We start from the raw sequence: 24505 nt of genomic DNA, 5'->3' as shown, positions 1-24505 counted from the left end.
GTCACTCATTGAGGTATTTATCCAGCCTGTTCAGGCCTTCTTCTATATTTTCAAGACTATTGGCATAGGAAAAACGAATGTATCCTTCGGCAGCGCTTCCAAAATCAATTCCCGGAGTGACTGCAACGTGTGATTTCTCAAGGATTTCCCGGCTTAAATCAAGGGAATCATTTCCGAAATCCCTGGCATCTGCAAGAACATAAAAAGCACCTTCTGGTTCATATTCAATACCAAATCCAATTTCTTTGAGTCTTTTCAGCATGTATTTCCTGCGTTTATCATAAGTTGCCACCATCTCTGTGACATAATCCTGTGGGCCTTCAAGAGCCGCAATACCTGCTTTCTGCACAAACGAATTAGCGCAGATAAAGAAATTCTGCTGCATTTTCTGCAATATGCGGAGGTAATCCCTCGGAGCTATCATGTAGCCAAGTCTCCAACCAGTCATGCAGTATTTTTTAGAGAAACCATTAAGAACAATGGCATTCTCAGTGTATTCGAGAATTGTGTGATCTTCTTTTCCGTAGGTAAGGCCCTGATAGATTTCATCACAGATAATTGGAATATCCCCGGCAACTTCTGCAATACCTTTTAAATTGGCATCATCCATAACCGCCCCCGCGGGATTTGAAGGAGTATTAATCAGAATTGCATCTGTTTTGTTGTCCAGATGCATTTGTACATTTTGGGCATCCAGTGAAAATCCGTTGTTCGCATTGACTGGAACATATTCCGTTTTCCCTCCGATTGAAGTAATAAAATTCGGATAACAGGCATAATGAGGATTTGACATTATGATTTTATGCCCCTGTTCAACAAGCAGCATAAATGCAAGCATCATAGCAGGGCTGGTCCCAGATGTTACAATCACCTGCTCAGGAGAAACATCGACGCTAAATTGCCGATTGTAGTAACTTGCGATGGATCTTCTTAATTCAGGAATTCCCATGCTGTGTGTGTATTTGGCAACACAGCTGCTAAGGGCTTGGTTGGCAGCGTCGCAGATGTGTGGCGCAGTGGGAAAATCTGGCTCTCCTATTTCGAGGTGGATGACGGATGCTCCGTCCATTTCAAGGCGCTGGGCTTCTTCCAGCACTTCCATCACGTAAAAGGGGGGAATATTCTTTACCCGTTCAGAAATCATGATCAGTTATGCGTTTTGTTCTTATATTTAACCTTAGTTATTATGAAAGAGTTTATTCTTCAACACCATATTCCCGGGTGTCATCCAAAGCAGCCTGGTAAAGTTGTTCACGTAAATCGGGAATAGCAGAAAGGGCTCTGGTCCAGTCAGGCATGAGAACATCCTTTGGATCCATGAGGTAATCTTCTCCGACTTTCATAATGACTTCTGAAAACCTATCAACATACATTTCTTCGAGATGTCTGGTGAATTCAAGATCGTTACAGTATGCATCAGTATAATATTTTCTTATTGCATCCTGCCCAAGACGTCTGTATTTTACTTTTACACTGTGAAGGAATGGTATGGAAATTGTTGTCTGTGTAGTTTCCGTCAGGATTCTCAATATGGTTGTAAAAATATCTCCTACCATCTTGCAAAGTCCTGAGGAAAGATCGCTTCCAAGCTTCTTGTGCTGGTGATCATAAAAACCGAGATCGGTCTGGCAAATACGCTTAAGGGAGGCATTTCGATGCACTTCTGCCAGAATACCGACTTCTAATCCCCAATCTGCAGGTATACGTATATTGAGGGCTAAATCACTTGTCATTGCAAATTCCCCGGAAAGGGCATACCTGAATGCCTTGAAATACTGAAGTATTTCTGAATTGCAACGCAACTCGTCATTCATGGTATCAAGCAACGGTTCCACAAAAAGCCTGAATACCCTTCCATGAATTTTTCTGTCTTCCACATTAACTCTTGCATAGTAGCCTTTGTTAAAGAAAAAGTTGAGTTCGGGATCGATAATTGGATAAAGAAGTTTTAGAGGGATATCAATGGAGTATGTCAGAATGTCAGCATCATGAACGGCAATTGCATATGAATGAAGACTTGCAATTCCAAGCCCCATCCAGACATCCATTCCTTTTCCTCTGAAGGATGTGATGTCGATATCAATTTCCTTCATCTGGTTGAGGATTTTCTCAACGTTTGGTCCATTACACCACAGAAGAACATGCTTGAGTTCCAGTTTTTCAAGATACCGCAGGGCTGTCCTGTATTGTTCCACATTTTCTGCTGCAAGGGGTATGACAATCCTATCGACACACCGGCAATTATTTAATTGTTCAATAATATTCGGAAGTGCCTGATTGTCCAAATCTTTGTAATGAATTGGAATGACAATAGAAGCAGGTCTTCTTTGCCTGAGCTCCATCATCCTTTCTGTAAGTCTTTGTCTATTGATGCAAAAATCATGTATAGTAGTGACATTTTCCTGATTAAAATCCATGAAATACCTCCAAGAGGACTTCGAATACAGGACTAAGCTTACCCCAAAGTTACCCTGTGTACAAATATCTAAATAGTTAATATGTAATAATATTTATTGCTGAAATAGGAGTTCTTTACTTTTCAGCAAGATTTTCTGATATTTTAGGGGTGAATTGATGGGTTATGTAATATTTACGGATCTTGATGGAACACTGATTGATCATGACACGTATTCCTTTGATGCTGCTAAACCGGCGCTTGCAATTATAAAAAAGCAATCAATACCTCTTATTTTGTGTACAAGTAAAACAAGAGCGGAGCTGGAGAAATATGTAAAGGAACTGGATATAAACCACCCATTCATATCTGAAAACGGTGGAGCAATTTTCATACCGGAGCACTACTTTGATTTTGATTATCCATATTCGAAAAAATTAAAGAATTACAACGTAATCGAACTGGGAACCAACTACTCGATTCTTCGCAATGTCCTTAGTGATATTCGCAAATCTACCTCAATGAAAATTGTCGGTTTTGGCGACATGAGTGATGAACAAGTCAGTGAAGATACAGGTCTTTCACTGGAATCTGCCAGACTTGCAACTATGAGAGAATATGACGAAGCGTTTAAGCTGCTTGATGAGGATCGTGCCGATGAACTCAAGGAAATAATTGTCTCAAAGGGTCTGAATTATACCCGTGGTGGTCGTTACTGGCACCTGATGGGTAACAATGACAAGGGTAAAGCCGTGCAGAAGCTGATGGATCTTTTTAGGAAAAGAGATCCAGATGCCATAAGCGTGGGTCTTGGAGACAGTTTGAATGATCTTCCTATGCTGCAAGCAGTGGATATCCCATATCTTGTCCAGAAACCCGGGAAAATTTATGACAGTAATATTTCAGATCCACGGATTAACTACGTTGAAGGTGTCGGTCCAGTTGGCTGGAACCGCGCAATACTTAAGTTGTTGTCATCTAAATGATATGGCATTGAGAAAGGGGATATGTAGCTTATGATACGACTTGAAAACATGCTACCCAAAGCTTTTTTGATGGGTATTATGGAAATGGTGGACAGGTTTGGCCCGGAAGAGACTTTCAACTGGCTTGTAGATATTGGTATTAAACTTGCTGAAATTGAAGGGCCGGGCTTTGAGGGAGCACGTGAGAACAATGTAAATTATCTTCCAGTTTGTCCGTTTGGAAGCGATTTGGTTGAATTTGTGGAAATGTATGGGGGAGAGCAACCTTCACAGTTCCTTGAACTAATTGAACATGTTAAGAACAAAAAAGAAGCTTCTGAGGATGGATGGAATTATCCTGCCCTTTCGGGGGTTCTGGGAATTTTGCATTACAGCTATAGCAAGAAGAGGGCTGAACTTGCAGGAGCCGAACTGCTGAGCCTTGGAGCTAAATCACCACTTACAAATGATCTTGAATATAACTATAAAGCTATTGAAAGGGCTGGCATGACCAAGGAAGAAGTGGACGATTATCTTAAGAAGTCTTATTGTGTGTTTAAAATTGATTACCACGATAAGGAGTGAACCTCTTTGAATCATAAAAAAGCATATGAACTTTATGAGAATTCTGTAAAAATTCTGATGGAAAACCAGCATGAAAATGGAGGTTTTTATGCAAGTCCCCCTGGTACCAGGTATCCATTTATTTACCCAAGGGATCACTCCATGGCAATTATTGGTTCAGTAGATGCGGGATTGATGGATCAGGCAAAGAAAGGGCTTGATTTTGTGCTGAGTTCACAGAAACCCCTTGGAGAATTTTCCCAGCGCTATGATGTTGATGGAAACGATGCCAGTTATAAGGATTTGCAGATTGATGGTAATGGTCTTGTTCTGTATGCGCTCGGGAAGTATTTTGAGGGAAGTGGAGGCTCTTTTTTTGAAGCCATGGCAGATAAGGAATTTGTGCTGAAACACTGGGAGGCTATTGAAAAAGCGGTTGGATTTATTCTTATGAATAAGAATGAAGAAGTCGATCTCATTCATACTGTTAACAGTATTCATGAGTATCCTGCTTATGAGCATGGTTTTGAGATCTACGCAAATTCAGCATGCTGTGCAGGTATCTTTGCAGCCGTAAAGATGGGTAAGGCTTTGGGTAAGGATGTTTCCCAGTGGGAAGAGGAAGCAAACAAAATCCGGAATTCTATCATGGCAAAACTTTACAGTGCCAGGAGGCGTTCTTTTATAAAATGTATACGTGTTAAAGACAGGACAAGTAATCCTATTGGCTATGACGCTTTTGCTTCCAGTGTTATCGATGTAGATGCTGTGGAGTATGCCCCTGCATTTTTCGGATTGGTGGATGATACGGATATAAAAGTAAGATCAACTGTCAAACGCATTCATGAAAATCTCTGGGATAAGGAAATCGGTGGACTTAACCGTTACCCGGAAATGTGGGATCGCAACAACGGTGGATATGGTCCGTGGCCGCATTTTACATGCGAGCTGGCACATCATTATATCCGTGTTGATAATCAGGATATGGCGGATTTGTATCTCGAGTGGGTAGTTGATATGGCTCACAAAAACCAGTTGCCAGAGCACATTTCAACGATTGAACGATTTGAAATGTGGGTTGAGGATTATACCAGTGCAAAAATTCTCAGGGACAGCAAACTAAAGATGATTGAGAATACCCGCAATCATCCAAAGTGGCAAGACGGGCTTGCTTATGTGACAATTCCTTTGATCTGGCCACATGCTGAATTTATTTCCGTATATCGCAGCTATATGGAAAAATACGGGTAAGGAAAACAAACTCAGAAACTGAAGCAGAAAACTACCTAATCTCCGGCAGCTTTTGTAAACATATCAGCGAAGTTTTTGAATTATATATGCTTGTTAATAAAATATACAAAATTTTCATCAAATTCTATCGATTTTACTGAATTTGACATTATCCATTAGTTATTCAGAAGTTGAAATGAAGGCTTCTGGTGTCTAAAAATTAATATATATCCGGATGAAATTTTCAGAAAACATATTCTGTGCAAGTAGAATTAGTTTCATTCATTTTTGTATTTCCCGAATAGATAAATGATTCTTGGGATTCTATGAACAGCCTCTTTGTTTTGAATCAACAAAAGTTAACTGCAGATATCCACTTCAGCTCCAGAATTGTTTTGTCTTGGCATAGTTGCGTTCAGCTTCCATGATGTCCCTGTAGAATTCATCCTCTTCAGTTCTCATTTTCTGGATAATTCTTGAAGCGGTTTCAGGTCCCACACCCCGGCTTGCAAGGGCAATGACTGCAACTTTGCCGTGGGTCATCACGATGTTTGCATTCCTGTAAACTCTCTGAATGCGTTTCTTCTCTTCTTTTTCTGTGACTTTGTCCTTCTTGCGAACAAGCTTGATATCTCCCTCTTCCCAAGGTTTGAGGGCTGCAATCATTTTCGAGTCGCAGATGGGGCAAACTATGTCTTCGGGAACACTTTTCACTTTCCTGCGGGATACCCATTTTGTGCAGTGAACACAGAAAAGGATAACTATATCGTTCTGTATACGTTTTTTCATTGTTTCAAGAATAGCGCCTTCCGGTCTGTCTGGAGCAATTAGATCTTTCTTGGCATCAAAACCGGCGGAGCCGATGGGTGAGGCTTTTCCTATGAGGATATCTATTTCTCCGGTTTGTATCGCTTCTAGGACTTTCACGGCCTGCCTGACATCAAGCAGATTATGAAAAATGTCCCTGAGCACTTCATCATACATGGTAGTGTGCTGGTAAATCTCAAGCAATTTTTTCATACTGATCTTGTCATAATCAATCTGCTTGCTGAGTGCACCAAATTTCCGGGCTACCTGCACCATTTTCCATTTCATCAGTGATGTGTTCTTGAGAGTCATCTCAATGATGGGTTCAACATGTTCTGGTTTAATTTCTTTCAGAAGCTTGCGCAACTTTTCAGCTCTCATGCGCTTTGTAAAACGAAGGCGTATCCTGTAGGGATCTGTTTCTTGTCCCACACTACTGCCGCTTCTTGCGGCAAGCAGGGCTGTAAGAACTTTTCCAAGCGTATCATTGGTGTTATGACCGAAACAGGCATTAATTACCAGTGAATCCCCATGTTCCTCGATTACGATGTGCCTGTCATCGGGTATAGGTGCACATGCGTCCTGTTGCTCCGTAATCATGCCAATAAATACACGTAATGCTTCTTCATCAACCGGATACTCTTGTTGGATGTTTTTCGAAACGGTGATTTCATCTTTTCCAGAAAGCAGAAGATCCGCCACCTTCCTGCGGAGCTGTCCAGCATGTTGTGCAACTTCAAAGGGCACAGGAATTTCCTCGCCGACCCAACTCGGAACTTCGCCAAGACTTTTTACAGGTTCGACTTTGATTCTGTCCCTGTCCGGAAGAAGCTCGATAACCCTCCAGACTTCACCTTTTGTTATGAATATGGCTCCCGGTGTTGCAAAATTTACAACAAAGGCTTCATCGAGGTTTCCCACAATTTTCCCTGATACAATGTCGAAGATCTCGAACTTTCGTTCATCGGGGATCATAGACAGGTTTTCGTAGTAATACTGCCAGCTTTTGCGCCTCCTTGAAATTGAAGTTGTTCCTTCATCCTGCCACACAAGGCGGTTAGATACCGCCTGTTCCACGATTTTATTCAGGCTCTCGAGGGTAAGGTTCCTGAACGGATATGTGCGTTTCAGTATCCTGTAAACTTTTTCGATTTCTATATCCCCAAAATCCAATACAATACCCGATAACTGGTTGGCTATAACATCAAGAGAATTGTTTTGCGGACAGATATTTTCAACAAGTCCCCGGGTTGCATTATGGGTAATTGCCATACTTTCAGCAATATCATCAAAATCCATTGCGATAATTGTTCCTTCCGAAATCTTGTGGATCTTGTGACCTGCTCTTCCAACCCTTTGCAAGAGCCTTGAAACCTGTCTGGGTGATCCGTACTGGATTACATGATCCACGTTTCCGATGTCGATTCCCAGTTCCATTGAGGAAGTGCAAATAAGGCCCTTGAGATCACCAGCCTTGAACGATTCCTCTGCTTCCAATCTTGCATCGTAGGACAGAGAGCCGTGATGCACGCCTATTGGCATCTCAAGAATCCGAAATCCCGAGGCAAGCATTTCCGCACTCTGTCTTGTGTTGACAAAAATGAGGGTGGATTTTTTCCGTTTTACGATATCCCCGATTATCCGCAGGTGAGATGCAAGCTCGGATGAACACCCGATATTGCGAGCTGCTTTGATATCATCTTCGGTTACTGAGGGGGTGATCACGTTGAAATCTAGCAGGTTTAGCATTTCGACTTCCACAATACGAATCTCCCGCTCTGCTCCAGCGAGGAATTTTGCCACTATTTCGGGGTTTCCCACGGTTGCCGAGAGTCCAACTCTCTGGAAATCCCCAGAAAGCTCCACAAGTCTTTCCAACCCGATTGCAAGCTGTGCTCCCCGTTTAGAGGCTGCAAGTTCATGGATTTCGTCCACCACAACAAAACTCACGGATTTGAGGTTCTCTCTTAGCCGTTTGCCTGTGAACATTGCCTGCAGTGTTTCGGGTGTTGTAATCAGCAAATCAGGAGGATTCTTTGACTGCTTTTGCCGTTCATACTGGCTGGTGTCTCCGTGCCTAACCATGACTTTTATACCGAGTTCTTTTCCCCACAATTGTATCCGACCGAGCATGTCCCGATTCAGGGCACGCAGGGGTGTGATATAAAGGGCTAAAATACCGGTTCTCTGTTCAGGAGGTTTTGCAAGGATATGATTGAATAATGGAAAAATTGCTGTTTCCGTTTTCCCCGAACCAGTAGGCGCAATAAGGAGAAGATTCTCACCGTTGAGGATATGAGGTATCGCCTGCTTCTGGGGCTCAGTGGGTTCTATGAATCCTTTTGCCTCCAGTTTTTCCCGTATAGCGGGAGATAGAAGCTTGAATACGTTTTCAGTCACACATCTCCCTCTGTTTTTTGCCTTCTCTGTCTTCTTTTCCGTGGAGGACGTTTTTGTGTAACATCAAGTTTGCGGATGTCTTTGACTTTACCCAGATGCATCCCATCGAGCAGATAAACTTCTGCATTATCCACATCAATGGCGCCTGAAGAAAAAGCAGGCCCCAGCAAATCGCCTTCTTCCGCCTCATTAATAGGAATCCCACCGCAGATTTCATTGAAGGCGGGAACTACGATTATTATGGGATTTGTGGATGGTTTTTCCATTGTGATTCCCACTTTGGCGTAATGCTCTGCAATCACATCGGCGAGCATAGTTGTACGCACCCATGCCTGCTCGGTAGCAGCATATCCAAGTGAATCAGTGAGCCTGACTGTAGGATGGTTGTGGGCTGTAATTATGAGAGGTGCTGCTGCAACTGCCGGGGAAGGCCAAGTATGACCGTGGAAGTAACCTACATTTTCTATGACATCGCCTCTGGAAGAATGTAGGGTAACATCACCGTCTTCCGGGAGGAGCAGTTCCATGTTCGCGTCATGGTTTCCCGGAAAGATGTCAACCGGTGCGTGCTTTGCCAGCTTTTCGAGGAAATGTGGTATTTCATCTCGTTCCTGCCAAGAAATCTGGGGTACGTTGTGTTTGATGTCACCCAGCAGGATTATGCGTTCAGGTCGGGTTTCCCGGATGTATTTCTCTACCCTTTTGAGACGTTCTTCAAGGCGGCTTGGAACAAGGAATCCGCTATTGTAGAGATCCCACTCGATGCCAATGTGGATATCGGCTATGACAAGAGCTTTGCTATCTCCTTCTACTACAAGTGCAGGCTCATCGGGAATCGGGTAGGTAATTGTTGGCATTATACGTCTCTTCTGGATGCGTTACTGTTTTCATTTGGTCAAGCTTTTCGTTGAGTGTTAGGATTGAAATTTCTATTTGGAGATATCATCATGCGTTTCCACAAAATAGTTCTATGTGCAACTGTGGACAATCTGTTACAGCTTGCTGTTGGGAACATAATGCCGCCAAGTTTTGTGAGCACACCTCTTTGTTTTGGAGCTATGGTATCAATCGTGGGAACCCCTCCTTCTGGAAAACACTGGAATCCAAGCTATATAATTCCCCACGTTTTAGTTAACAAAAGCCTTATTACTCATAATTTACGTTAAGATTGTGTTATTAACATGGGGCCCGTGGTCTAGCCGGTTATGACGTCGCCTTCACACGGCGGAGGTCCTGGATTCGAATTCCAGCGGGCCCACTCATACCTTCGGATAGCGCTTTTAGGAGAAAATCCATTTGTTTTTCGAGGGTTTCTACTCTTGCTTTGAGGTTTGCTTGTTCCTTTGAGTGTACAACTTTTAGGTCGCAGACAAATCTTCTTTCATGGAAATGTAACTTTAGGTTTTGTCCTTATACGTCACGTTGCAGATTATTATGGTTTGCTAAAATCATGCGACTCGGATTATCATAGGTTCCGGATTCAAAAGTCGATGTTCCTAGTTGAACTATTCGCATTTCTTATAGGATTAAAATCAAAGTTTTGTAATGCCAAGTTCTTTGGCAAGTGAAAGTACGCGTGCTATAGATTCAGAGCTTGCACCATTTGTTTTCATCAAGCTTGCCCTTTTTTTGATGCTGATCCTTTTTGTGCCTTTCACAAGGTTGTCCGCATGGGCAACAATTTTTTCCTCAATAGAACGCGGCAAAAAATCTTCTTCAGGCAATCCCAGTTCTTTGGCCTCTTCTTTAGTAATGCCTGCACCAATATGATTCCTGATAATAGCTATAAGCCTGTCATCAAGTCCCAATTCTTTTGCCATGAGAGCACCCACGTGTGCGTGGCTTATATCATGAACTCTGGATCGGCCCAGATCATGCAGCAAACCACCAATTCTTACAAGTTCGATGTCAACTTCTTCGCCGCGAGATTGCAGTATTTTTGCAATATCTACGGATGCCTTTGAGACTTCCATGCAATGCTCAATTACATTCTGGGCAGTGCCTGCTTCCCGAAGTATTTCCAGAGCATCATCAAAGGATATCATGATTAGCTTTCTGCCAATGCTTTCAATCTTTTCTTGATGGAATCAACAATTATCTGGTTATCTTGGAATTCCAGATCTTCTCCACAATATGGACAAAGGAATTCCAAATCAGCTGCATCATTAAAAAGGACTCTGACATGACCTTCAGGACATACGTAAAAGACATTTCCCTCTTCAAATTCAAGGCGAGTCTGCAAGTTCTTAACCAACTTGCGCTGTTCTTTTGAAAGCTGGCTGCTTATATCATCAAGATCAAGTTTCCAGAGATATGTCAACCAACCACTGCTTGCATCCCTCTCACGGCGACAGGTGGCAAGCTTGTTTTCATTCATAATGAAAAGGTTTCTTCGCACAATATTGAGAAGAACCCCTGTATTTTCGGCAATTTCTTCATCAGTGACTTCGCCTTCTGGCATGTTTTCTATTATTTGGATTCCTTCTTCTCCAAGAAGCTGGAGTAAATAGCCGCGTACAACAGGGTCATTTAAATCGATCACAGGCACTCACCTCATAGATAAAGAAAGATTGATAATACCGAGTTCTGTCTTTTTGCTATGATTACTATTTATAGTTATGGTTTTTGGAGGCCTGTAGTGATCCTTTTTTCTATCCAATTGAACTTACTTGATTATTTATAAAAAAGTCACCTATATTTGTTTACTCAAGAAAACACAAAAAGAATGATTGTATTTTTTCCAGATTAAAAATTTGGAACTCCCATTGAATCTCTGATTTAATGGCAAAAAGGAAATATGAGGAAAATTAAGAACAAGAATAGATCTAAATCAGGAAAAGGAAGTGAAATTCAATCTCTATCTATCACTATTAAAATCCAAAACCTATATAGGTAAATCTTGGGAAGATGCATGAATATACTTTTATAGGATATGTCTGTTTATATTACAGCAGGTAACTCTTATTTTATATGTTTTTATCAAAGGTGATCAAAATGCTGTCGACTAATAGTGAAGATGTGATACAGCAATGCGTTCAGGTGCTTGAACAAATCGCAAATGACAACTCTGTACCACGTAATATAAGGCGTTCTGCCAACGAAATAGTGGAGAGACTAAATAACGTTGATGAACCAATGTACCTGAGAACATCCATGAGTATATCAATTCTCGAGGACATTAGCAACGATCCAAATATACCACTACATACAAGGACTCTGATCTGGAACGTTGCCAGTCAACTTGAGACTATTCCAGTCGACGAGTGACGCCAATATACCTTTTTTACTGCAATTTCATAACAATAACCCTGCAAGTTGTTTTGTTGCTTTTATGAAAGCACAAAAATCTCTTTATTAAGGGGGAGACATTGGAATGGAAATCTCCCATTCCAACTCAACAAAATATCTGAAAATAGAAACAAGTTCTTTCCCGTTTAACCAGATTGCCTTATAATCGATGGATCTGCCCCCCCCTTGGTTGTAATAATAAGCAGCTCCCTTTATCCCCATTATGTCTTCTACAGTATATCGAGGTTTAGCAACGCTTCCATATCCTAAGGTACAAATTTTTCTCCTTCTGTATTTCACATATGCTCGTCAGTATACAATCCTCCGATGGTCAAAAGAATTGTTATCTTATGGATAATAATCAGAGGTCTTTTGACGGCATATACGGATATGCCCATCAATACATGACAAATCACTTGATTCCCTCAAGCGTTTCGACTTTCTCACCCTTTTTCAACCCTCCCGCCAAGCATATACAGCAGGAGAAATAGAACAATTATGGATGCAAATCCTAATCCTGTTAGAGAGAAATCTCTTTTCACAAAAGTATCTGTGCTGCTTTTATTTTCAATCATTCCTGAACCATATACTAAAAAACAGTACCAAGTGGAATATAACTGTGAATAGTACTATAGATCTGTTTTCCAGAAAACGAAAAGTGAACATTTCGTGAAAGAAAAAAGTATTTAGATGTGCAGGACAACATCTATTCACTCTGAGTCAGTAAACTCTTATAAATATGTTATCTGCACCCATCTACAGCATTATCCAGACAAACCTGTCCCTCTCATGACAATAGCCCCCATAGAGGAAACGGAAAAATAATTCCAACAGGTACTGGAGAACCCAATCCAGAGAAATAATAACAGGTAATCATCATGAAATTTGATCCCAGTTCTATCAAAAAACAGGCAGAGGAAGACTTTGACCGTGCATGGAATGAGACCGCCTCCTATGTTAAATTCCCGATTTTGAACGAGAGATACCCACAAGTGTCCCTGAAATACGGAAAACCACATCCGGTTTACGATACAATCTCAAAACTAAGGGAAGCATACCTGAGGATGGGTTTTGAGGAAATCATGAATCCACTTATCGTTGATGAAACAGAAGTTCACAAGCAATTCGGACCTGAATCACTGGCGGTTCTTGACAGGTGTTTCTATCTCGCAGGCCTTCCACGCCCTAATGTAGGTATATCTGATGAGCGTATTGCAAAAATAAAAGAAATGATTGGTGACATAGGAGACGAAGGAATTAGAATTATCCGTGAGAAATTACACGCATATAAGAAAGGAACAATCGAAGGCGATGACCTTGTTTCTGAGATCTCGGGAGAACTGGGACTTTCAGACTCCCTCATTGCAGAAATGATTAAGGAAATTTTCCCGGAATTTAAGGAACTAAAACCAATTGCGGGAAGCAAAACATTGCGCAGCCACATGACATCTGGATGGTTTATCAGTCTCTCGGAAATGCTGAAACGCAGGGAACCACCTTTCCATCTGTTTTCCATCGACAGGTGTTTTAGAAGGGAACAGCAAGAAGATGCTTCACGCCTCATGACTTACTATTCCGCATCCTGTGTAATAATGGATGAAAATGTTACTGTTGACTATGGAAAAGCAGTTTCCGAAGGATTACTTTCTCAATTCGGTTTTGAGAAATTCCTTTTTAGACCTGATGAAAAGAGAAGTAAATATTATACACCTGAAACACAAATCGAAGTCTTCGCGTACCATCCTAAACTTGTGGGATCAAACACTAAATACTCTGATGGATGGATTGAAATTGCCACTTTTGGGATCTATTCTCCACTTGCACTTTCAAACTATGACATCCCGTATCCTGTAATGAACCTCGGGCTTGGTGTTGAACGCCTTGCCATGATACTCTTTGATGCAACCGATCTTAGGAGTATGTCATACCCACAAATTACCCAGTATTCCGAATGGGAACTTTCTGACAGCGACCTTGCAAAAATGATCTCCATAGCCGAGACTCCACAAACAGCTGAAGGAGAAGAGATCGTTAAAGCAATTGTTAGTGAAGCAGAACTGCATGGAAATGAACCCAGCCCTTGTGAATTTGTAGCATGGGAAGGAGAAATGATGGGTAAAAAAGTAAAAGTCACCGTTATTGAACCCGAAGAAAACACAAAACTTTGCGGACCGGCAGCTTTCAATGAAGTTCTTGCTTACAACAATGACATTCTTGGTCTTCCCAACACAAAGAAATGGAAAAAGGCTTTTGATAACCACGCTGCCAGAACCGGGATAAGATTCATAGATGCTCTTGCATCAAAAGCTGCAAGGGAAATCGAAGTAGCAATTGAAAAGGGATTATCAGAAACTGAAACGCGAGCAAGGATCATAAAAACTCCTGCTGAGATCAATATCTCATTGAGTCCACTTGCACAGCGGTTCATTACAGGCAAGAACAAAAAAATAGACATTCGCGGACCTGTATTCACAACAATTCGTGCAGAAATTAAGTGAATTGATTTTTGAAGGTTTTTGATGTCTGAAAAAATGCCGAAAATGGAGAACTTATGTACACTTATGGATGACGGAGAACCTGTATGCATTACATTTCTTGAGACCACAAATGGCACTGAGTTAAATAAATTATACTGCGAGCTTGTGAGTGAAGCAAGATACGGAAAAGAGTTCCACATAAATTCCCAGCGTTGTGGCGCTGGGAACTATGTTCTTGGTAAATCCAAAATACCTCCATCGGAGTACTATTTTAGATCTGGAAGGTATGAAAATATAGAAGCTGCAAAAAAAGCTGCAACAAATCTACCAAGGATTGGAAGGGAATATGGTTCCATTAAAATTGCACCGCTATCCCTCACAAAAGTGCCGTTCGACGTTTGCATATTGTACCTGAAGCCCGAATTTGTCATGAGAATAATCCAAGCATTTGCATACATGGAAGGGAAAAGAAGTATATTTGACACAATCGGAGCAGCATCCGTCTGTGGTGATTGTACTGCAAAACCACTGAGTATCGGGATAGGACTTTCATTCGGCTGCAAAGGTTCAAGAAAACATAGTGGGTATCCCAACTCAGAAGTCCCACTGGGATTACATTATGACCTTATAGAACAAATAAACAGAGCACTGGGAATAATCCCAGAAACCCAAAAATGAAATTTATCTTGCGTCGTAGAAGGGAACTGCTTCTGCCTCTGTTACTGTTACATGACCCATCTGGTTGGATTTAACTTTTCTAACCCTGCCAACGCATCGAGGATGTATTTGTATCCTTATCATTGTGGTTTCGCTCTCTTCATAATAGCTATCGTTGCTGTTAACAATTCGATGAGTAGCTACCTGATGCTGTGTAACTGTGCCAATAACACCCATCGTGCCGGGTGTTAAATCCTGTTTACTGGTTGAAGTCAAAAAAATATCCTCGCCAACATTGAGATTAAGGGATGTAAGGAAATTCTCGGGACTGCGAATTTCAATAGTCCTGAGCATATGCTCCTTGAGATCATGCATAGCGGCATAGGAAATACCTGTTAGCGTTTTGTACTCCATTAGGATCACCCGTACATTGGGAATTCTCTTCTTGGGGAAGCTGATTGTTCACTTTTACGTAAATCTTCGGCCAGTTTCTGCATTTCCAGTTCGATTCTTTCTGCCTGCTCAATCAGGCTCTCCGTCTCGATGGAATAGCCATAAAGATCATTCAGGACATTAATTACAGCTGCTGCAGCCCTTGGATCTGGGTTCTGGCTGCGTGTAGCTCCAAGAAGACTAATAGCAGGAATTTCCTGAATAAAACATTCGGACATTATGCTTCCTGAAATTCCGGATATAGTTCCCATCTGGAATATTTCTACATGATTTTCAATCTTCTCAAGCATATCTTTGGTTGTCGCTGCACCGAATACTTTTGCTTCATCAGACATAGTAGCAATTCCAGCAATCGAAATTACTTCCTTAACACCTATAGAACCAGCCCAATTAATGAGAACCTTGCTCACATCGTAAGAGGATGAAGGGCTTATGGGAATATCAGAAACCACCATGATGAGATTGTGTTCCTCACTTTCATAAATACGTACAGGCATATTGATGAGCCCATCATAAAGAACGGCAATCGGCGGGAAAAATCGCGATTCCATGGAACCTATGTATTCCATTGAAAGTTCTTCTATTATCTGCTGGCTTGCTATATTACCGACAAGACCAATACCCGGGAAACCCTCGATAAGCAAAGGTTCCTTCGATTTGATCTCACCAGCATTTATCATGACATCTTCAAACACTTTACCTGACAAAAAAACACCTTATCTTATTATTATACTCTTATTTCATGGTGTATTTATAGATAAGATCATCGTTTCTAATTAATTTGTTCACATATGAGGAGCGGACAATGTTCAAGAAATACGGTGGAGCCACTTGTACAGATGTTATTTTTCAAAGACCTTTCGTGGAGTTTTCGTAAGAGGTTACAAGGTTGTATTTGAAGTTACAATAATGGTAGCAGATTCCGGTTGCATCGGTATTTCAAAGGACACCGAAATAATAGCTATTGAACATATCCTGCAGTAAGCAGACATTGCTGTTTTGTAAAGCCGCACACCTATAGAACTTTTTGATGGCAGGTTCTTGATAGTGCAATGCCAAAGAAAAAATGGAAAGTGATTTATTATAAAGATACTTCACTCTATGCCCCATTGCATAATCAAGGTTTTTTCTTGCTCATGGTTACAGCTTCCATTTCGGAAGCCATTTTCAGGAAAACAGCAGTGCTAATTATCATTAAAGCAAATACAAAAATCCCGATTGCAAAGGCTGTCAGAGGTTCCATAAATAAAAAAGAGCAAAAGTGTTTTTCACACTTCTGCTGGTTTCTCATAAAGCTTTGTCTTCTGCATAAGGGAACCTTTCTTGGAGTGAGGTTGCCTGAACACTGAATCATTGGCTTTCTCGAGTTCCCTTGCGTCAACTGCCAGCTCTGCAGCTGCTCTCATTAGTTCATGACCTGTTGCGGTTGTAAGTGCAACCTGCTCAAGTTCCTTCATCATAAAGCATGCAGGGAAGTTGATTTCTGCAACCTTGCTTGCCATGTGAAGTGCAGCCAATGCCTTTGCTTTTGCGTATGGGTTGTTGAAACCAGCGCGCTCAATACATACCTCAGGTTTTGCGAGAATATGAGGCAATTCAAGGTCCGCACCTGATTTACCGGCGTCTACCTGGGCGGCGACTTTGTCGAGTTCTTCCTGAACCAACCTGACTACACCACAGGTGGAAAGAACCTTCATTACATCTGAATTGAATGAAGCCATTTCAACCGGATCGAGGAATTCGGTCTTTGCACCGATAAGAGGATCGACGGTCATAATAATGTAACCAAATCCTGCATCTTCGAGTGCCTGCCTGTCATCTTTCTTTGTAGGACCATCCGAAATCACAATGCACGGTACGTCTTTGTATATATCACGTGCAGCAGTTGGGCCAGGTGCACTGGAGTTAGGGCTGATCATGACGTAGAAGTCTGCATCCCATTCCTTGAAGCTTGCAGTGTCTGCTGCTTCATCCTTGCCCATCTTGGGACCGGTCCCGAATACGCGGACGTTGATCCCTTGACGTGCTGCGATTTCGTCCTGTACAAGATCAATAACCTGACTCATTCCAAGATTACCCAGTTTAATAAATCCAATTTTTGCCATATTGAATCACAAAGGGAAAATAACCACGTACCATATATTATTTTTGGATTTACATCTGGTTCTGGAACATATGTTGACCCATATCTACAAATCGATCCGAAAACGTTAAAGGGTATGTGTATAATTCTAGAGACCAATTCTTATTATAAAATTACTTCATTACTTGGTTTGATGACGTGAGCTTAAATATAAATTCCAGAAACGAAAAACCCAAACTAATCGTTTTTGATATGGATAGTACCCTTATTGATGCAGAATGCATAGATGAGCTTGCACGTGCTGCCGGAACCGAAGAGTTTGTATCAGAGATTACCCGAAAAGCCATGAACGGGGACCTGAAATACAGCGAAGCTTTAATTGAACGCGTGCGCACTCTCAAAGGACTTGACATTGAGATTGCACAAAAAGCTATGGACGAAATACCACTTATGCCGGGAGCAGAAGAACTTCTGGACCACATCCGATCACATGGTTATAGTACAGCCATGTTATCCGGAGGATTCACTCTGAAATCAGAACAAGTCGGAAAACTCCTTAAAATTGATCATGTATATTCAAATGTACTTGAAGTAAAGGATGGAAAACTTACTGGAAAAGTAAGCGGACCAATGACAGGTGACAATTCAAAGGAAATCGTTTTCGAAAAACTTGCTCATGACCACGGAATCACAACAAAGGATTGTATAGTTGTAGGTGATGGGGCAAACGATATATGCTTATTTAAAAAGGCAGGGTATTCAATCGCCTTCAACCCAAAACCCATACTTTGCCAATACGCCGACGTGGTTATAAAGGAAAAAAATATGAAGGCACTTATACCGGTGATCGATTCACTCCAGTGAATCTCATGAATCGTGCATTAGAAATGCATGGAATGCCAGCCAACGTTGCTGGACAGGGAGGAAAACCTGAGCATGATGAAAGAACTTAAGATCAAGAGGCAGGAGCTAAGAAAGGAAGCAGACGTACATAAAGAGGAACGTAACAAACTTAATGCTCTTGCAAGTACACTGGCCGCAAAACGCAATGAACTGAATAAACAGACAAAAGAGCTCATCAATGAAGCACAGGAATTTAAGAAGCTTCGTGATGAAAACAATCGCAAAGTCCAGGAATATAAGGAGAAGAGGGACATAACAAACGCAAAAGCAAACGAGGTTTTTGCAAAGGTTGATGAACTCAGAAGTGCCAACAACCTTACCGGTCCATCTCTCAAGGAAATCCGCAGAGATATTGACAGACTCGAGTTTGCACAGCAGACCGAGGTTCTTACTCCTTCAAAGGAAAAGGAACTCGTAAAGAGGATCTCCGAACTCCAAAGCCAGTACGAGGAGAAGAAGAAACAGCTTGAAAGTAATGTCGAGCTGAAAGAGTTGCTTGAGAAAGCACAGAATATTCGTGATGAGGCATCCAACCTCCACAATACACTCTCCGAATTCGCCCAGAAGGCACAGGAATATCACGACAAGATGATAGCCACCTTCAAGGAAGCTGACAAAGTACGCGCAGATTCGGACGCTGCTCACAAGGAATTTGTCGAAATTCAGGAAAAGGCAGATGAAGAGCACAAGTCATTTATTACGATCCAGAAAGAGCTAAGGGATATTGAGAAAGAAATTCGCAAGCTCAAGAAGCAGGACAGTGGCGTTAAGAAAGTAGCTGATATGGAAGAGGTTCGCAAAGATGTAGAAGACATCTTTGACAAGTTTAAGTCCGGTGAGAAACTAACCACCGAAAACCTCATGACGCTTCAGAAATCAGGACTTCTTTAATTGTACAAAATCATTCCAGGGCCAATCCCTGGAATCTTTTTTATTCCAAGTTATTCAGGATATATTTGCTCCTGAACTTGTCATTTAGCATAAGACATGGACCTGCATTGAATTCAGGATTACTGCGTAATTTTTTCCAGATATCACTTATTTTTTCCTGATAAATATTTCCAACTACTAATGGCATACATGCACAGGGATTTACATCTCCCTGTGGGGTAATATGAATCCATTTGCGACCTGCAAAACATCCCAGTTTCCGTAGGACATGGGGAATCGAAAATATCCTAGGACCTTCTTGTTTATTAGCCCATTTCACAAAATCATCAAACTTTTTTAGATCCTCTTTTGTGAGAACATCTTTTTCATGATCTATCCACCGACCCGTGGGAACTATTTCAAAGAATGATATTTCATGAACACCCATTTTAGTACTCAGATTATAGAAATCTTCAAGTTCATGGATATTGAGCGGGGATAGTACAACATAGATGTTCACAAGCAAACCAGCATCCAGTGAATAACGTATTGTATTCATTGCATCCCTGAAAACCCCAACTCGACCCCTCATGGAATCATGTCCTTTTTCATTTGCACTATCTAGGCTAACACTCAGCATATCCAACCCAGCCGCTTTTAGGGACAAGGCTTTCTCGTGAGTAAAACCCACACCCGAAGTAAACATTCCTGTAATTGCTTTTTCCCTGTCAACATAGCTGATCAGTTCCTCAAGTCCTTCGTAAAGGAGAGGCTCCCCTCCATCAAAAATTATGAATGTGGATCCTAAGTCAAGACACTGATCAATAGCACTTTTTATAATTTCCAGGGGTAAACTTGCCTTGTTTTTTGTATCAGGAAGCGCGCAGTGGAGACAATTATTAGGACATTCTTCCGTTATGGATATCGTGACTTGTTCGGGAACAAATTTACCCCTCATTGCACCCATCTGGCTTTTTACAAGTCTTTCAAAAGCCTTGCTGGGGATTGGAGGCATCCATGTGGAAAATATCAATTGATCATCCATTACCTTTGCAACTTTTGAACCTTCAAACATGTCAAAAAAACCTGAAACAACGGGCATCAGGAGTTTTGATGCAACACCTGAAGTATGCATTCTGACATAACCTTCCTCTACGGTTGCATAGACTTTGAAAAGTGGACTCCGATAAAAGTAGTATTTCATAGTTACAAATCACCTGTTTCTGAGAAGTGCCTTGAAATTCAACAGTGCAAGAGGATCATGCCTGAGCATGTACATAGATATCTGAATAGATTTATGAAACGGTGTCCCTCTAAGGAAGGACATATCTTTGCCTTCAAAAACCTGCATTACCCTATCAATTTCCCTGTCGTCCATTTTTCTCAGGGCTTCAAGTCCGATTCTGCCTAGCCAGTGCTCTACCCTGTAAGCTTTGTTCCATGCTTTACGATAATCAGAAAGCCGGGATACTGAAAAATCTCCTTTTTTAACTGCATCCGCAGCAACTCTTCCACATATGTTGCCAGCATGCATGCTATAGCCGATACCTGATTGTCCTGCAGTCCCACCTACAAGCATAAGACCGTCTGCAAGAATATCTTTGGGTATTGTAATGATAGGATCTCCACCTGTGGAAAAAGGTTCAAGGATTTCCATATCTGAAATGCCTTTTAGTTGTTTAAATTTTTCAACCCACTTATCAAAGAATGCAGAGACATCTGAACCATGTCTTCTAACATAGGTTCCCAGTGTCGCACGGTTTCCCCCACACGGAGAATAGGTTGATTTCCAGCCCGGTGCAATGCTGCCCAAATAATATTCAAACATATCAGGTTCCCCAATTCCATCTGCTTCAATGACTGCCTCCTTGGCCCATGCAATGTCCTGAGGATAGCGGATCGGAGACAGACCACACAGAGCTGCAAGATTCGATTTTATTCCATTGGAAACGACTACAAGAGGTGAACTATAGACTCCTTCTGAAGTGCTTACAGACATTTCCCCATCTTTGCGAATTATATTGTATGCTTCCACACCTGAAAGTATTTCAACACCTGCATCAAGCGTTTTTTGGGCATAAAAGCGATCAAAAGCAGACCTGTCAATGAAATAAGCTGGGCTTATAATATCAACTGTGCCTCCGGAAGGAGCAACAATTTTTGCGCCTCGGAGTTCACGGAGAACATAACTCTTGTCAACAACTTCCTCTGCACGGTCAAACATACCTTTGAAAAATGTATTTGCAGGATGTGGTGGATTTCCGGGCGATTCTTTTTTGTCCAGTAAAAGAACTCTGCATCCAAGTGACGAAGCTTTTCTTGCCGTTGCAAGCCCTGCAGGAGAACCACCTATTACAATGACATCAGCATCCATTTTTAATAATCTCCTTACCAAAGAATTGAAACATATTCTACAAAGCTAATCGATAGTATCACATCAATTATCAGGGAACCAAACATAACTCCACGATATCGTGATCCCTGAAGGAAAAGTTTGCCTCCTCTTTGTGGTGTCGGATTACGGATAAAATCAAATGATTGAGCTAACATCCAGATACCTGCAAAAAATGCCCCAACAAAATATATTGGACCAAGATGAGCCGTCCATCCTATGATTATTGACGATATGACTCCCACAAACCAGCATACAGTTACAAATTTTGACGTTAATGGAACTCCATATGTTACCGGGAAAGTTGGTGCACCGCGTGCCTTGTCACCTTCGACATCCCTTGCAACACCTGAGAGAGTAAAACCCCAATCTGTTACACACATCATGATACCAAGAAATATTCCGGGCAATGGAAGAATTGTTGTATCGTTACCTTTCAAAATTCCTGCTGGATCGAAGGCAAGCCAGATCCCAATGGGAACTAGTCCATAAGCAATTCCCACCGGTACAAAACTAAGAAAAGTTGAACGTTTTGCAACCCTTGAATAAATGCTGATTGTGGCTACAGCAATAACCAATACTATAAATGATTCCGGATTCAGGTAAAACGCTGCTACAGAAGCAACCAATGCAAGAAAACAAGCATAGGCAAGTCCCTGTTTTTTGGAAAGAGTCGAAGAAGCAATCGGCCTGTCTGGAAGGTTTATCTTATCAATGTCGATATCACAGCAGTCATTGTAGACGTATGAACTTGTAATTGCAGCATAACCTCCAATGACTGCAATTATAAAAGGAATTAGTGGTGGAAGCGTTCCCATTGCAATGTAGGATGCAAGCAAAGCACTGGCTGCAGGAAGAGCCAGATCCATATCTGAAATCTCTGGTCTCAATAGTTCGAGGTACGGGTTCCTAGTTTTTGATCCGGCTGTAGATACCAATTGTATCACCAGTGAGAGTATGTAATCCCTAGTATGCTATATTAGGGTTGTGAAGAGAAGGTATCAGTGGATCCCCTAATAATTACGTTCACATTTTTTGGAAGTTCAGCAAATCGAGGATGTTTTGTCAGTGAATCATCACATACAAAAGTAAACTGTGCATCAGCATTCCGTGAAATCAGATTTATCGTATTAATAAGTGCCTTATCCATTGGTTCGTAATCTATGGTTGTTGGAATTTCTGCATTGAAAGGATACATTTCGGAAAGCTCAATCGGATAAGCTCCGATTGGCGGCTTAAAGCGAAGATACTGATCATATTCATCAGACATCTTTATTGGAAATGAAGTTATCAATGCCTTCCCCTTGATTTCCAGACGTTCAAGCCTCTTTGAGTAGCGATTAATTTCTGGTCGCAAGCCTGATTCCGGACCTGTGTAGAAAAATGTCGACTTGGATGCGGGATCAAGAGTCTCAATCCATTCCGTATGCGAATAGAATCGCTTAAGAGCTTCAAGCATTGAAGGATGACTTCTGCAACGCATATCAACAAGCTCCAGAAGATTTCCATCCCTTATGGATTGTTTGATGAGGTTAATTTCCTGAAATGTCACGTAGAGATTATGCCTTGCAAGCAATTCCACTTTGTTTGGAGCTTTATTCAGTTCCTCGGCACTGTGTTCAAGACAAATTGGACAACAGCATGGGAGGTAGTTTAGATTTTCTATATGATAAGTTCCGGAATTTGTTATGTACCTGCCATCCTTAGCATAAAGTGCATAAGCTGCGGAGTCAAAAAGATCACAACCCAACGCTACGGCTAATGCAAACATCATAGGATGACCTGCACCAAAAAGGTGAACTGGTGCTACAGGAGAAAGGCCTTTTTTGGATGCTGCTATTACATCAACCAATTCGGCATACCTATAATTTTCCATCAAAGGAACAACCGCACCTATGGGATAAACATCAAAATTGTGACGTGTGAGTTCTTCAGCACCATATTGCCTGAGATCATAATATGTTGAACCCTGAACCGGACCTGCAAGAAGCATGCCTTCTTTTACCATCGAACGAGCTTCTTTAAGTCTTTCAATGGTTATTTCCAGTTCACTCTCTGCCTGATCTCTTGAAACATCTGGTGCCGTAGGGATATCAAGAGGCACTCCAATGTCAGTTCCGATCTTTTGCTGGAATTCAATTATTTGTTCATTGGTTACTTCAACATCCCCATATACAGATAACTGGAAAGAACCTGAATCAGTCATTATCGGCCCGTTAAACCCGAGAAGAGAATGAAGACCATCCTTAAGAGCAACTTCCCTTAGTTCTTCCTTGCGGAAAATGATATAGGAATTTGTAATTAGGATTTGTGCACCAAAACTACGCATCTCAGAAGCCGGAATTGTCTGAATATTGGGATTTATAACTGGCATAACTGTTGGAGTTTCAATCACTCCATGAGGAGTTGTTAGCTTCCCAATGCGTCCTGCGGCATCCTTCTGGAGAATTTTAAACACAGATGGCATGATGGCTGTAGATGAGGATGATAATATATATTTGTATTTCCACCGTTGGAAAATAAGGTTGGCGAAAGATAAAAATGCAATAAGGCTGATACAAAATAAAGTAATTCGGAGATTTAAAATGGAAATACCAACGCCTCTTGAGTGTGAAATAAAAGGTGAGGATGATCTCAGAAAACTGGCGGCCAGACTGCCTGATGAAGAAAGCATACAGAAGCAAAGCAAGATATACTATGCTCTTTCGTCCCCGTTGAGAATTAAAATCTTGCATTTGTTAACCTTGAATCCGCTTTGCGTATGTCTTATCAAGGAAATAGTAAATGTGCAGGATTCAAAGCTTTCATACCACTTATCCATTCTTAGCGATGTTGGACTTATTGAAGGCAAAAGAGAAGGTAACTGGATTATCTATTATCCTACAGAGATTGGGAAAGATATGGTTGAAAAGACTAACATATTTTAACCAAATATTCTTTAAAAAAACGAATTTGCTCTAGTCCTTCGTCTGTTTAGTTATTTAAATAAACTAACATCTCTTATGATAAATTAATTGATAA

Annotated in this window: 25 protein-coding genes and 1 tRNA gene; 11 read left to right on the top strand and 15 right to left on the bottom strand. The window is 41.3% G+C overall.

From position 1 onward, the window contains the following. Position 1: 1 nt before the first annotated feature. Both PWQ49_RS03000 and gpgS read right to left on the bottom strand, forming a co-directional pair. Positions 2 to 1144, bottom strand: a complete 1143-nt coding sequence (locus tag PWQ49_RS03000; RefSeq protein ID WP_300607630.1) for a pyridoxal phosphate-dependent aminotransferase — start codon at positions 1142 to 1144, stop codon at positions 2 to 4. 52 nt (positions 1145 to 1196) lie between these two features. Next, positions 1197 to 2417: a glucosyl-3-phosphoglycerate synthase gene (gene gpgS, locus PWQ49_RS02995; protein WP_300607628.1), complete on the bottom strand. Its 1221-nt coding sequence runs from the start codon at positions 2415 to 2417 to the stop codon at positions 1197 to 1199. A 157-nt stretch (positions 2418 to 2574) separates the two neighbouring features. Here gpgS and mpgP point away from each other — a divergent pair, with 157 nt between their 5' ends. From mpgP to PWQ49_RS02980, 3 genes are read left to right on the top strand one after another with little or no spacing between them, the layout of a single operon-like run. Beyond that, positions 2575 to 3381: a mannosyl-3-phosphoglycerate phosphatase gene (mpgP, locus tag PWQ49_RS02990; protein WP_300607625.1), complete on the top strand. Its 807-nt coding sequence runs from the start codon at positions 2575 to 2577 to the stop codon at positions 3379 to 3381. 30 nt (positions 3382 to 3411) lie between these two features. After that, a complete protein-coding gene (locus PWQ49_RS02985; protein WP_300607622.1) occupies positions 3412 to 3945 on the top strand; it encodes a hypothetical protein in 534 nt (177 codons plus the stop codon). A gap of 6 nt (positions 3946 to 3951) precedes the next feature. Beyond that, complete coding sequence (locus tag PWQ49_RS02980; protein WP_300607619.1) at positions 3952 to 5175, top strand: glucoamylase; 1224 nt, start codon at positions 3952 to 3954, stop codon at positions 5173 to 5175. A gap of 357 nt (positions 5176 to 5532) precedes the next feature. Here the strand turns inward: PWQ49_RS02980 and PWQ49_RS02975 are convergent, their stop codons facing one another. Further along, complete coding sequence (locus PWQ49_RS02975; protein ID WP_300607616.1) at positions 5533 to 8361, bottom strand: DEAD/DEAH box helicase; 2829 nt, start codon at positions 8359 to 8361, stop codon at positions 5533 to 5535. Further along, positions 8358 to 9218, bottom strand: coding sequence for a metallophosphoesterase (locus PWQ49_RS02970; protein WP_300607613.1), 861 nt, complete (start codon positions 9216 to 9218; stop codon positions 8358 to 8360). Before PWQ49_RS02970 ends, PWQ49_RS02975 begins: the two co-directional genes overlap by 4 nt. 327 nt (positions 9219 to 9545) lie before the next feature. Between PWQ49_RS02970 and PWQ49_RS02965 the strand changes: the two genes are divergently transcribed. After that, positions 9546 to 9619 (top strand) — tRNA-Val (locus PWQ49_RS02965). A 274-nt stretch (positions 9620 to 9893) separates the two neighbouring features. Here the strand turns inward: PWQ49_RS02965 and PWQ49_RS02960 are convergent. Both PWQ49_RS02960 and tfe read right to left on the bottom strand, forming a co-directional pair. Beyond that, positions 9894 to 10406: an HD domain-containing protein gene (locus PWQ49_RS02960; RefSeq protein ID WP_300607610.1), complete on the bottom strand. Its 513-nt coding sequence runs from the start codon at positions 10404 to 10406 to the stop codon at positions 9894 to 9896. A gap of 2 nt (positions 10407 to 10408) precedes the next feature. Further along, positions 10409 to 10903: a transcription factor E gene (gene tfe, locus PWQ49_RS02955; protein WP_300607608.1), complete on the bottom strand. Its 495-nt coding sequence runs from the start codon at positions 10901 to 10903 to the stop codon at positions 10409 to 10411. A gap of 452 nt (positions 10904 to 11355) precedes the next feature. Between tfe and PWQ49_RS02950 the strand changes: the two genes are divergently transcribed. After that, positions 11356 to 11628 (top strand): UPF0147 family protein, encoded by a 273-nt coding sequence (locus PWQ49_RS02950; protein ID WP_300607605.1) that lies wholly within the window; start codon positions 11356 to 11358, stop codon positions 11626 to 11628. Between the two features lie 464 nt (positions 11629 to 12092). Here the strand turns inward: PWQ49_RS02950 and PWQ49_RS02945 are convergent, their stop codons facing one another. Then, a complete protein-coding gene (locus tag PWQ49_RS02945; protein WP_300607602.1) occupies positions 12093 to 12224 on the bottom strand; it encodes a hypothetical protein in 132 nt (43 codons plus the stop codon). 303 nt (positions 12225 to 12527) lie between these two features. Here PWQ49_RS02945 and sepS point away from each other — a divergent pair, with 303 nt between their 5' ends. Both sepS and PWQ49_RS02935 read left to right on the top strand, forming a co-directional pair. Continuing rightward, complete coding sequence (sepS, locus tag PWQ49_RS02940; protein WP_300607599.1) at positions 12528 to 14147, top strand: O-phosphoserine--tRNA ligase; 1620 nt, start codon at positions 12528 to 12530, stop codon at positions 14145 to 14147. 21 nt (positions 14148 to 14168) lie between these two features. Beyond that, positions 14169 to 14804 carry a DUF169 domain-containing protein gene (locus PWQ49_RS02935; RefSeq protein WP_300607596.1) on the top strand — a complete coding sequence of 212 codons (636 nt, stop codon included), beginning with the start codon at positions 14169 to 14171 and terminating at the stop codon, positions 14802 to 14804. 3 nt (positions 14805 to 14807) lie between these two features. On the opposite strand, the gene PWQ49_RS02930 is transcribed toward PWQ49_RS02935, so the two are convergent. Continuing rightward, a complete protein-coding gene (locus tag PWQ49_RS02930; protein ID WP_300607593.1) occupies positions 14808 to 15197 on the bottom strand; it encodes a DUF473 domain-containing protein in 390 nt (129 codons plus the stop codon). A 5-nt stretch (positions 15198 to 15202) separates the two neighbouring features. Next, a complete protein-coding gene (locus PWQ49_RS02925) occupies positions 15203 to 15916 on the bottom strand; it encodes a proteasome assembly chaperone family protein (protein ID WP_300607932.1) in 714 nt (237 codons plus the stop codon). A 151-nt stretch (positions 15917 to 16067) separates the two neighbouring features. Here PWQ49_RS02925 and PWQ49_RS02920 point away from each other — a divergent pair, with 151 nt between their 5' ends. Then, positions 16068 to 16220: a hypothetical protein gene (locus PWQ49_RS02920; RefSeq protein WP_300607590.1), complete on the top strand. Its 153-nt coding sequence runs from the start codon at positions 16068 to 16070 to the stop codon at positions 16218 to 16220. Between the two features lie 133 nt (positions 16221 to 16353). Here the strand turns inward: PWQ49_RS02920 and PWQ49_RS02915 are convergent, their stop codons facing one another. Both PWQ49_RS02915 and PWQ49_RS02910 read right to left on the bottom strand, forming a co-directional pair. Beyond that, positions 16354 to 16479, bottom strand: coding sequence for a hypothetical protein (locus PWQ49_RS02915; protein WP_300607588.1), 126 nt, complete (start codon positions 16477 to 16479; stop codon positions 16354 to 16356). A 25-nt stretch (positions 16480 to 16504) separates the two neighbouring features. Then, a complete protein-coding gene (locus tag PWQ49_RS02910) occupies positions 16505 to 17341 on the bottom strand; it encodes a F420-dependent methylenetetrahydromethanopterin dehydrogenase (protein WP_300607584.1) in 837 nt (278 codons plus the stop codon). A 176-nt stretch (positions 17342 to 17517) separates the two neighbouring features. Here PWQ49_RS02910 and serB point away from each other — a divergent pair, with 176 nt between their 5' ends. Beyond that, positions 17518 to 18183, top strand: a complete 666-nt coding sequence (gene serB, locus PWQ49_RS02905) for a phosphoserine phosphatase SerB (RefSeq protein ID WP_363321798.1) — start codon at positions 17518 to 17520, stop codon at positions 18181 to 18183. A 72-nt stretch (positions 18184 to 18255) separates the two neighbouring features. Beyond that, positions 18256 to 19113, top strand: coding sequence for a coiled-coil protein (locus PWQ49_RS02900; RefSeq protein ID WP_300607926.1), 858 nt, complete (start codon positions 18256 to 18258; stop codon positions 19111 to 19113). Between the two features lie 40 nt (positions 19114 to 19153). On the opposite strand, the gene PWQ49_RS02895 is transcribed toward PWQ49_RS02900, so the two are convergent. From PWQ49_RS02895 to tgtA, 4 genes are read right to left on the bottom strand one after another with little or no spacing between them, the layout of a single operon-like run. Beyond that, positions 19154 to 20296: a radical SAM protein gene (locus tag PWQ49_RS02895; RefSeq protein WP_300607581.1), complete on the bottom strand. Its 1143-nt coding sequence runs from the start codon at positions 20294 to 20296 to the stop codon at positions 19154 to 19156. Positions 20297 to 20305: 9 nt separating this feature from the next. Continuing rightward, the gene (locus PWQ49_RS02890) at positions 20306 to 21466 is read right to left on the bottom strand and encodes an NAD(P)/FAD-dependent oxidoreductase (RefSeq protein WP_300607579.1); all 1161 of its coding nucleotides are present in this window, start codon (positions 21464 to 21466) and stop codon (positions 20306 to 20308) included. Between the two features lie 14 nt (positions 21467 to 21480). Continuing rightward, positions 21481 to 22422 carry a UbiA family prenyltransferase gene (locus PWQ49_RS02885; protein ID WP_300607577.1) on the bottom strand — a complete coding sequence of 314 codons (942 nt, stop codon included), beginning with the start codon at positions 22420 to 22422 and terminating at the stop codon, positions 21481 to 21483. A gap of 41 nt (positions 22423 to 22463) precedes the next feature. Then, positions 22464 to 23951 (bottom strand): tRNA guanosine(15) transglycosylase TgtA, encoded by a 1488-nt coding sequence (tgtA, locus tag PWQ49_RS02880; RefSeq protein ID WP_300607574.1) that lies wholly within the window; start codon positions 23949 to 23951, stop codon positions 22464 to 22466. A 118-nt stretch (positions 23952 to 24069) separates the two neighbouring features. Here tgtA and PWQ49_RS02875 point away from each other — a divergent pair, with 118 nt between their 5' ends. Next, positions 24070 to 24411: a metalloregulator ArsR/SmtB family transcription factor gene (locus PWQ49_RS02875; protein ID WP_300607571.1), complete on the top strand. Its 342-nt coding sequence runs from the start codon at positions 24070 to 24072 to the stop codon at positions 24409 to 24411. Positions 24412 to 24505 lie beyond the last annotated feature (94 nt).

The organism is Methanohalophilus sp., from assembly GCF_030156785.1.
Lineage (GTDB): Archaea > Halobacteriota > Methanosarcinia > Methanosarcinales > Methanosarcinaceae > Methanohalophilus.
This window is presented reverse-complemented; position numbering and strand designations above follow the sequence as displayed.

What these genes read in the sequence shown, in the direction of transcription:
- PWQ49_RS02890 (WP_300607579.1), bottom strand. Translation starts at nt 21,466, where the DNA reads ATGGATGCTGATGTCATTGTAATAGGTGGTTCTCCTGCAGGGCTTGCA.
- gpgS (WP_300607628.1), bottom strand. Translation starts at nt 2,417, where the DNA reads ATGGATTTTAATCAGGAAAATGTCACTACTATACATGATTTTTGCATC.
- sepS (WP_300607599.1), top strand. Translation starts at nt 12,528, where the DNA reads ATGAAATTTGATCCCAGTTCTATCAAAAAACAGGCAGAGGAAGACTTT.
- PWQ49_RS02925 (WP_300607932.1), bottom strand. Translation starts at nt 15,916, where the DNA reads ATGATAAATGCTGGTGAGATCAAATCGAAGGAACCTTTGCTTATCGAG.
- PWQ49_RS02910 (WP_300607584.1), bottom strand. Translation starts at nt 17,341, where the DNA reads ATGGCAAAAATTGGATTTATTAAACTGGGTAATCTTGGAATGAGTCAG.
- PWQ49_RS02950 (WP_300607605.1), top strand. Translation starts at nt 11,356, where the DNA reads ATGCTGTCGACTAATAGTGAAGATGTGATACAGCAATGCGTTCAGGTG.
- PWQ49_RS02915 (WP_300607588.1), bottom strand. Translation starts at nt 16,479, where the DNA reads ATGGAACCTCTGACAGCCTTTGCAATCGGGATTTTTGTATTTGCTTTA.
- PWQ49_RS02970 (WP_300607613.1), bottom strand. Translation starts at nt 9,218, where the DNA reads ATGCCAACAATTACCTACCCGATTCCCGATGAGCCTGCACTTGTAGTA.
- PWQ49_RS02900 (WP_300607926.1), top strand. Translation starts at nt 18,256, where the DNA reads ATGATGAAAGAACTTAAGATCAAGAGGCAGGAGCTAAGAAAGGAAGCA.
- PWQ49_RS02960 (WP_300607610.1), bottom strand. Translation starts at nt 10,406, where the DNA reads ATGATATCCTTTGATGATGCTCTGGAAATACTTCGGGAAGCAGGCACT.
- PWQ49_RS02895 (WP_300607581.1), bottom strand. Translation starts at nt 20,296, where the DNA reads ATGAAATACTACTTTTATCGGAGTCCACTTTTCAAAGTCTATGCAACC.
- PWQ49_RS02935 (WP_300607596.1), top strand. Translation starts at nt 14,169, where the DNA reads ATGTCTGAAAAAATGCCGAAAATGGAGAACTTATGTACACTTATGGAT.
- PWQ49_RS02985 (WP_300607622.1), top strand. Translation starts at nt 3,412, where the DNA reads ATGATACGACTTGAAAACATGCTACCCAAAGCTTTTTTGATGGGTATT.
- tgtA (WP_300607574.1), bottom strand. Translation starts at nt 23,951, where the DNA reads ATGCCATCTGTGTTTAAAATTCTCCAGAAGGATGCCGCAGGACGCATT.
- PWQ49_RS02945 (WP_300607602.1), bottom strand. Translation starts at nt 12,224, where the DNA reads ATGATTGAAAATAAAAGCAGCACAGATACTTTTGTGAAAAGAGATTTC.
- PWQ49_RS03000 (WP_300607630.1), bottom strand. Translation starts at nt 1,144, where the DNA reads ATGATTTCTGAACGGGTAAAGAATATTCCCCCCTTTTACGTGATGGAA.
- PWQ49_RS02930 (WP_300607593.1), bottom strand. Translation starts at nt 15,197, where the DNA reads ATGGAGTACAAAACGCTAACAGGTATTTCCTATGCCGCTATGCATGAT.
- mpgP (WP_300607625.1), top strand. Translation starts at nt 2,575, where the DNA reads ATGGGTTATGTAATATTTACGGATCTTGATGGAACACTGATTGATCAT.
- PWQ49_RS02875 (WP_300607571.1), top strand. Translation starts at nt 24,070, where the DNA reads ATGGAAATACCAACGCCTCTTGAGTGTGAAATAAAAGGTGAGGATGAT.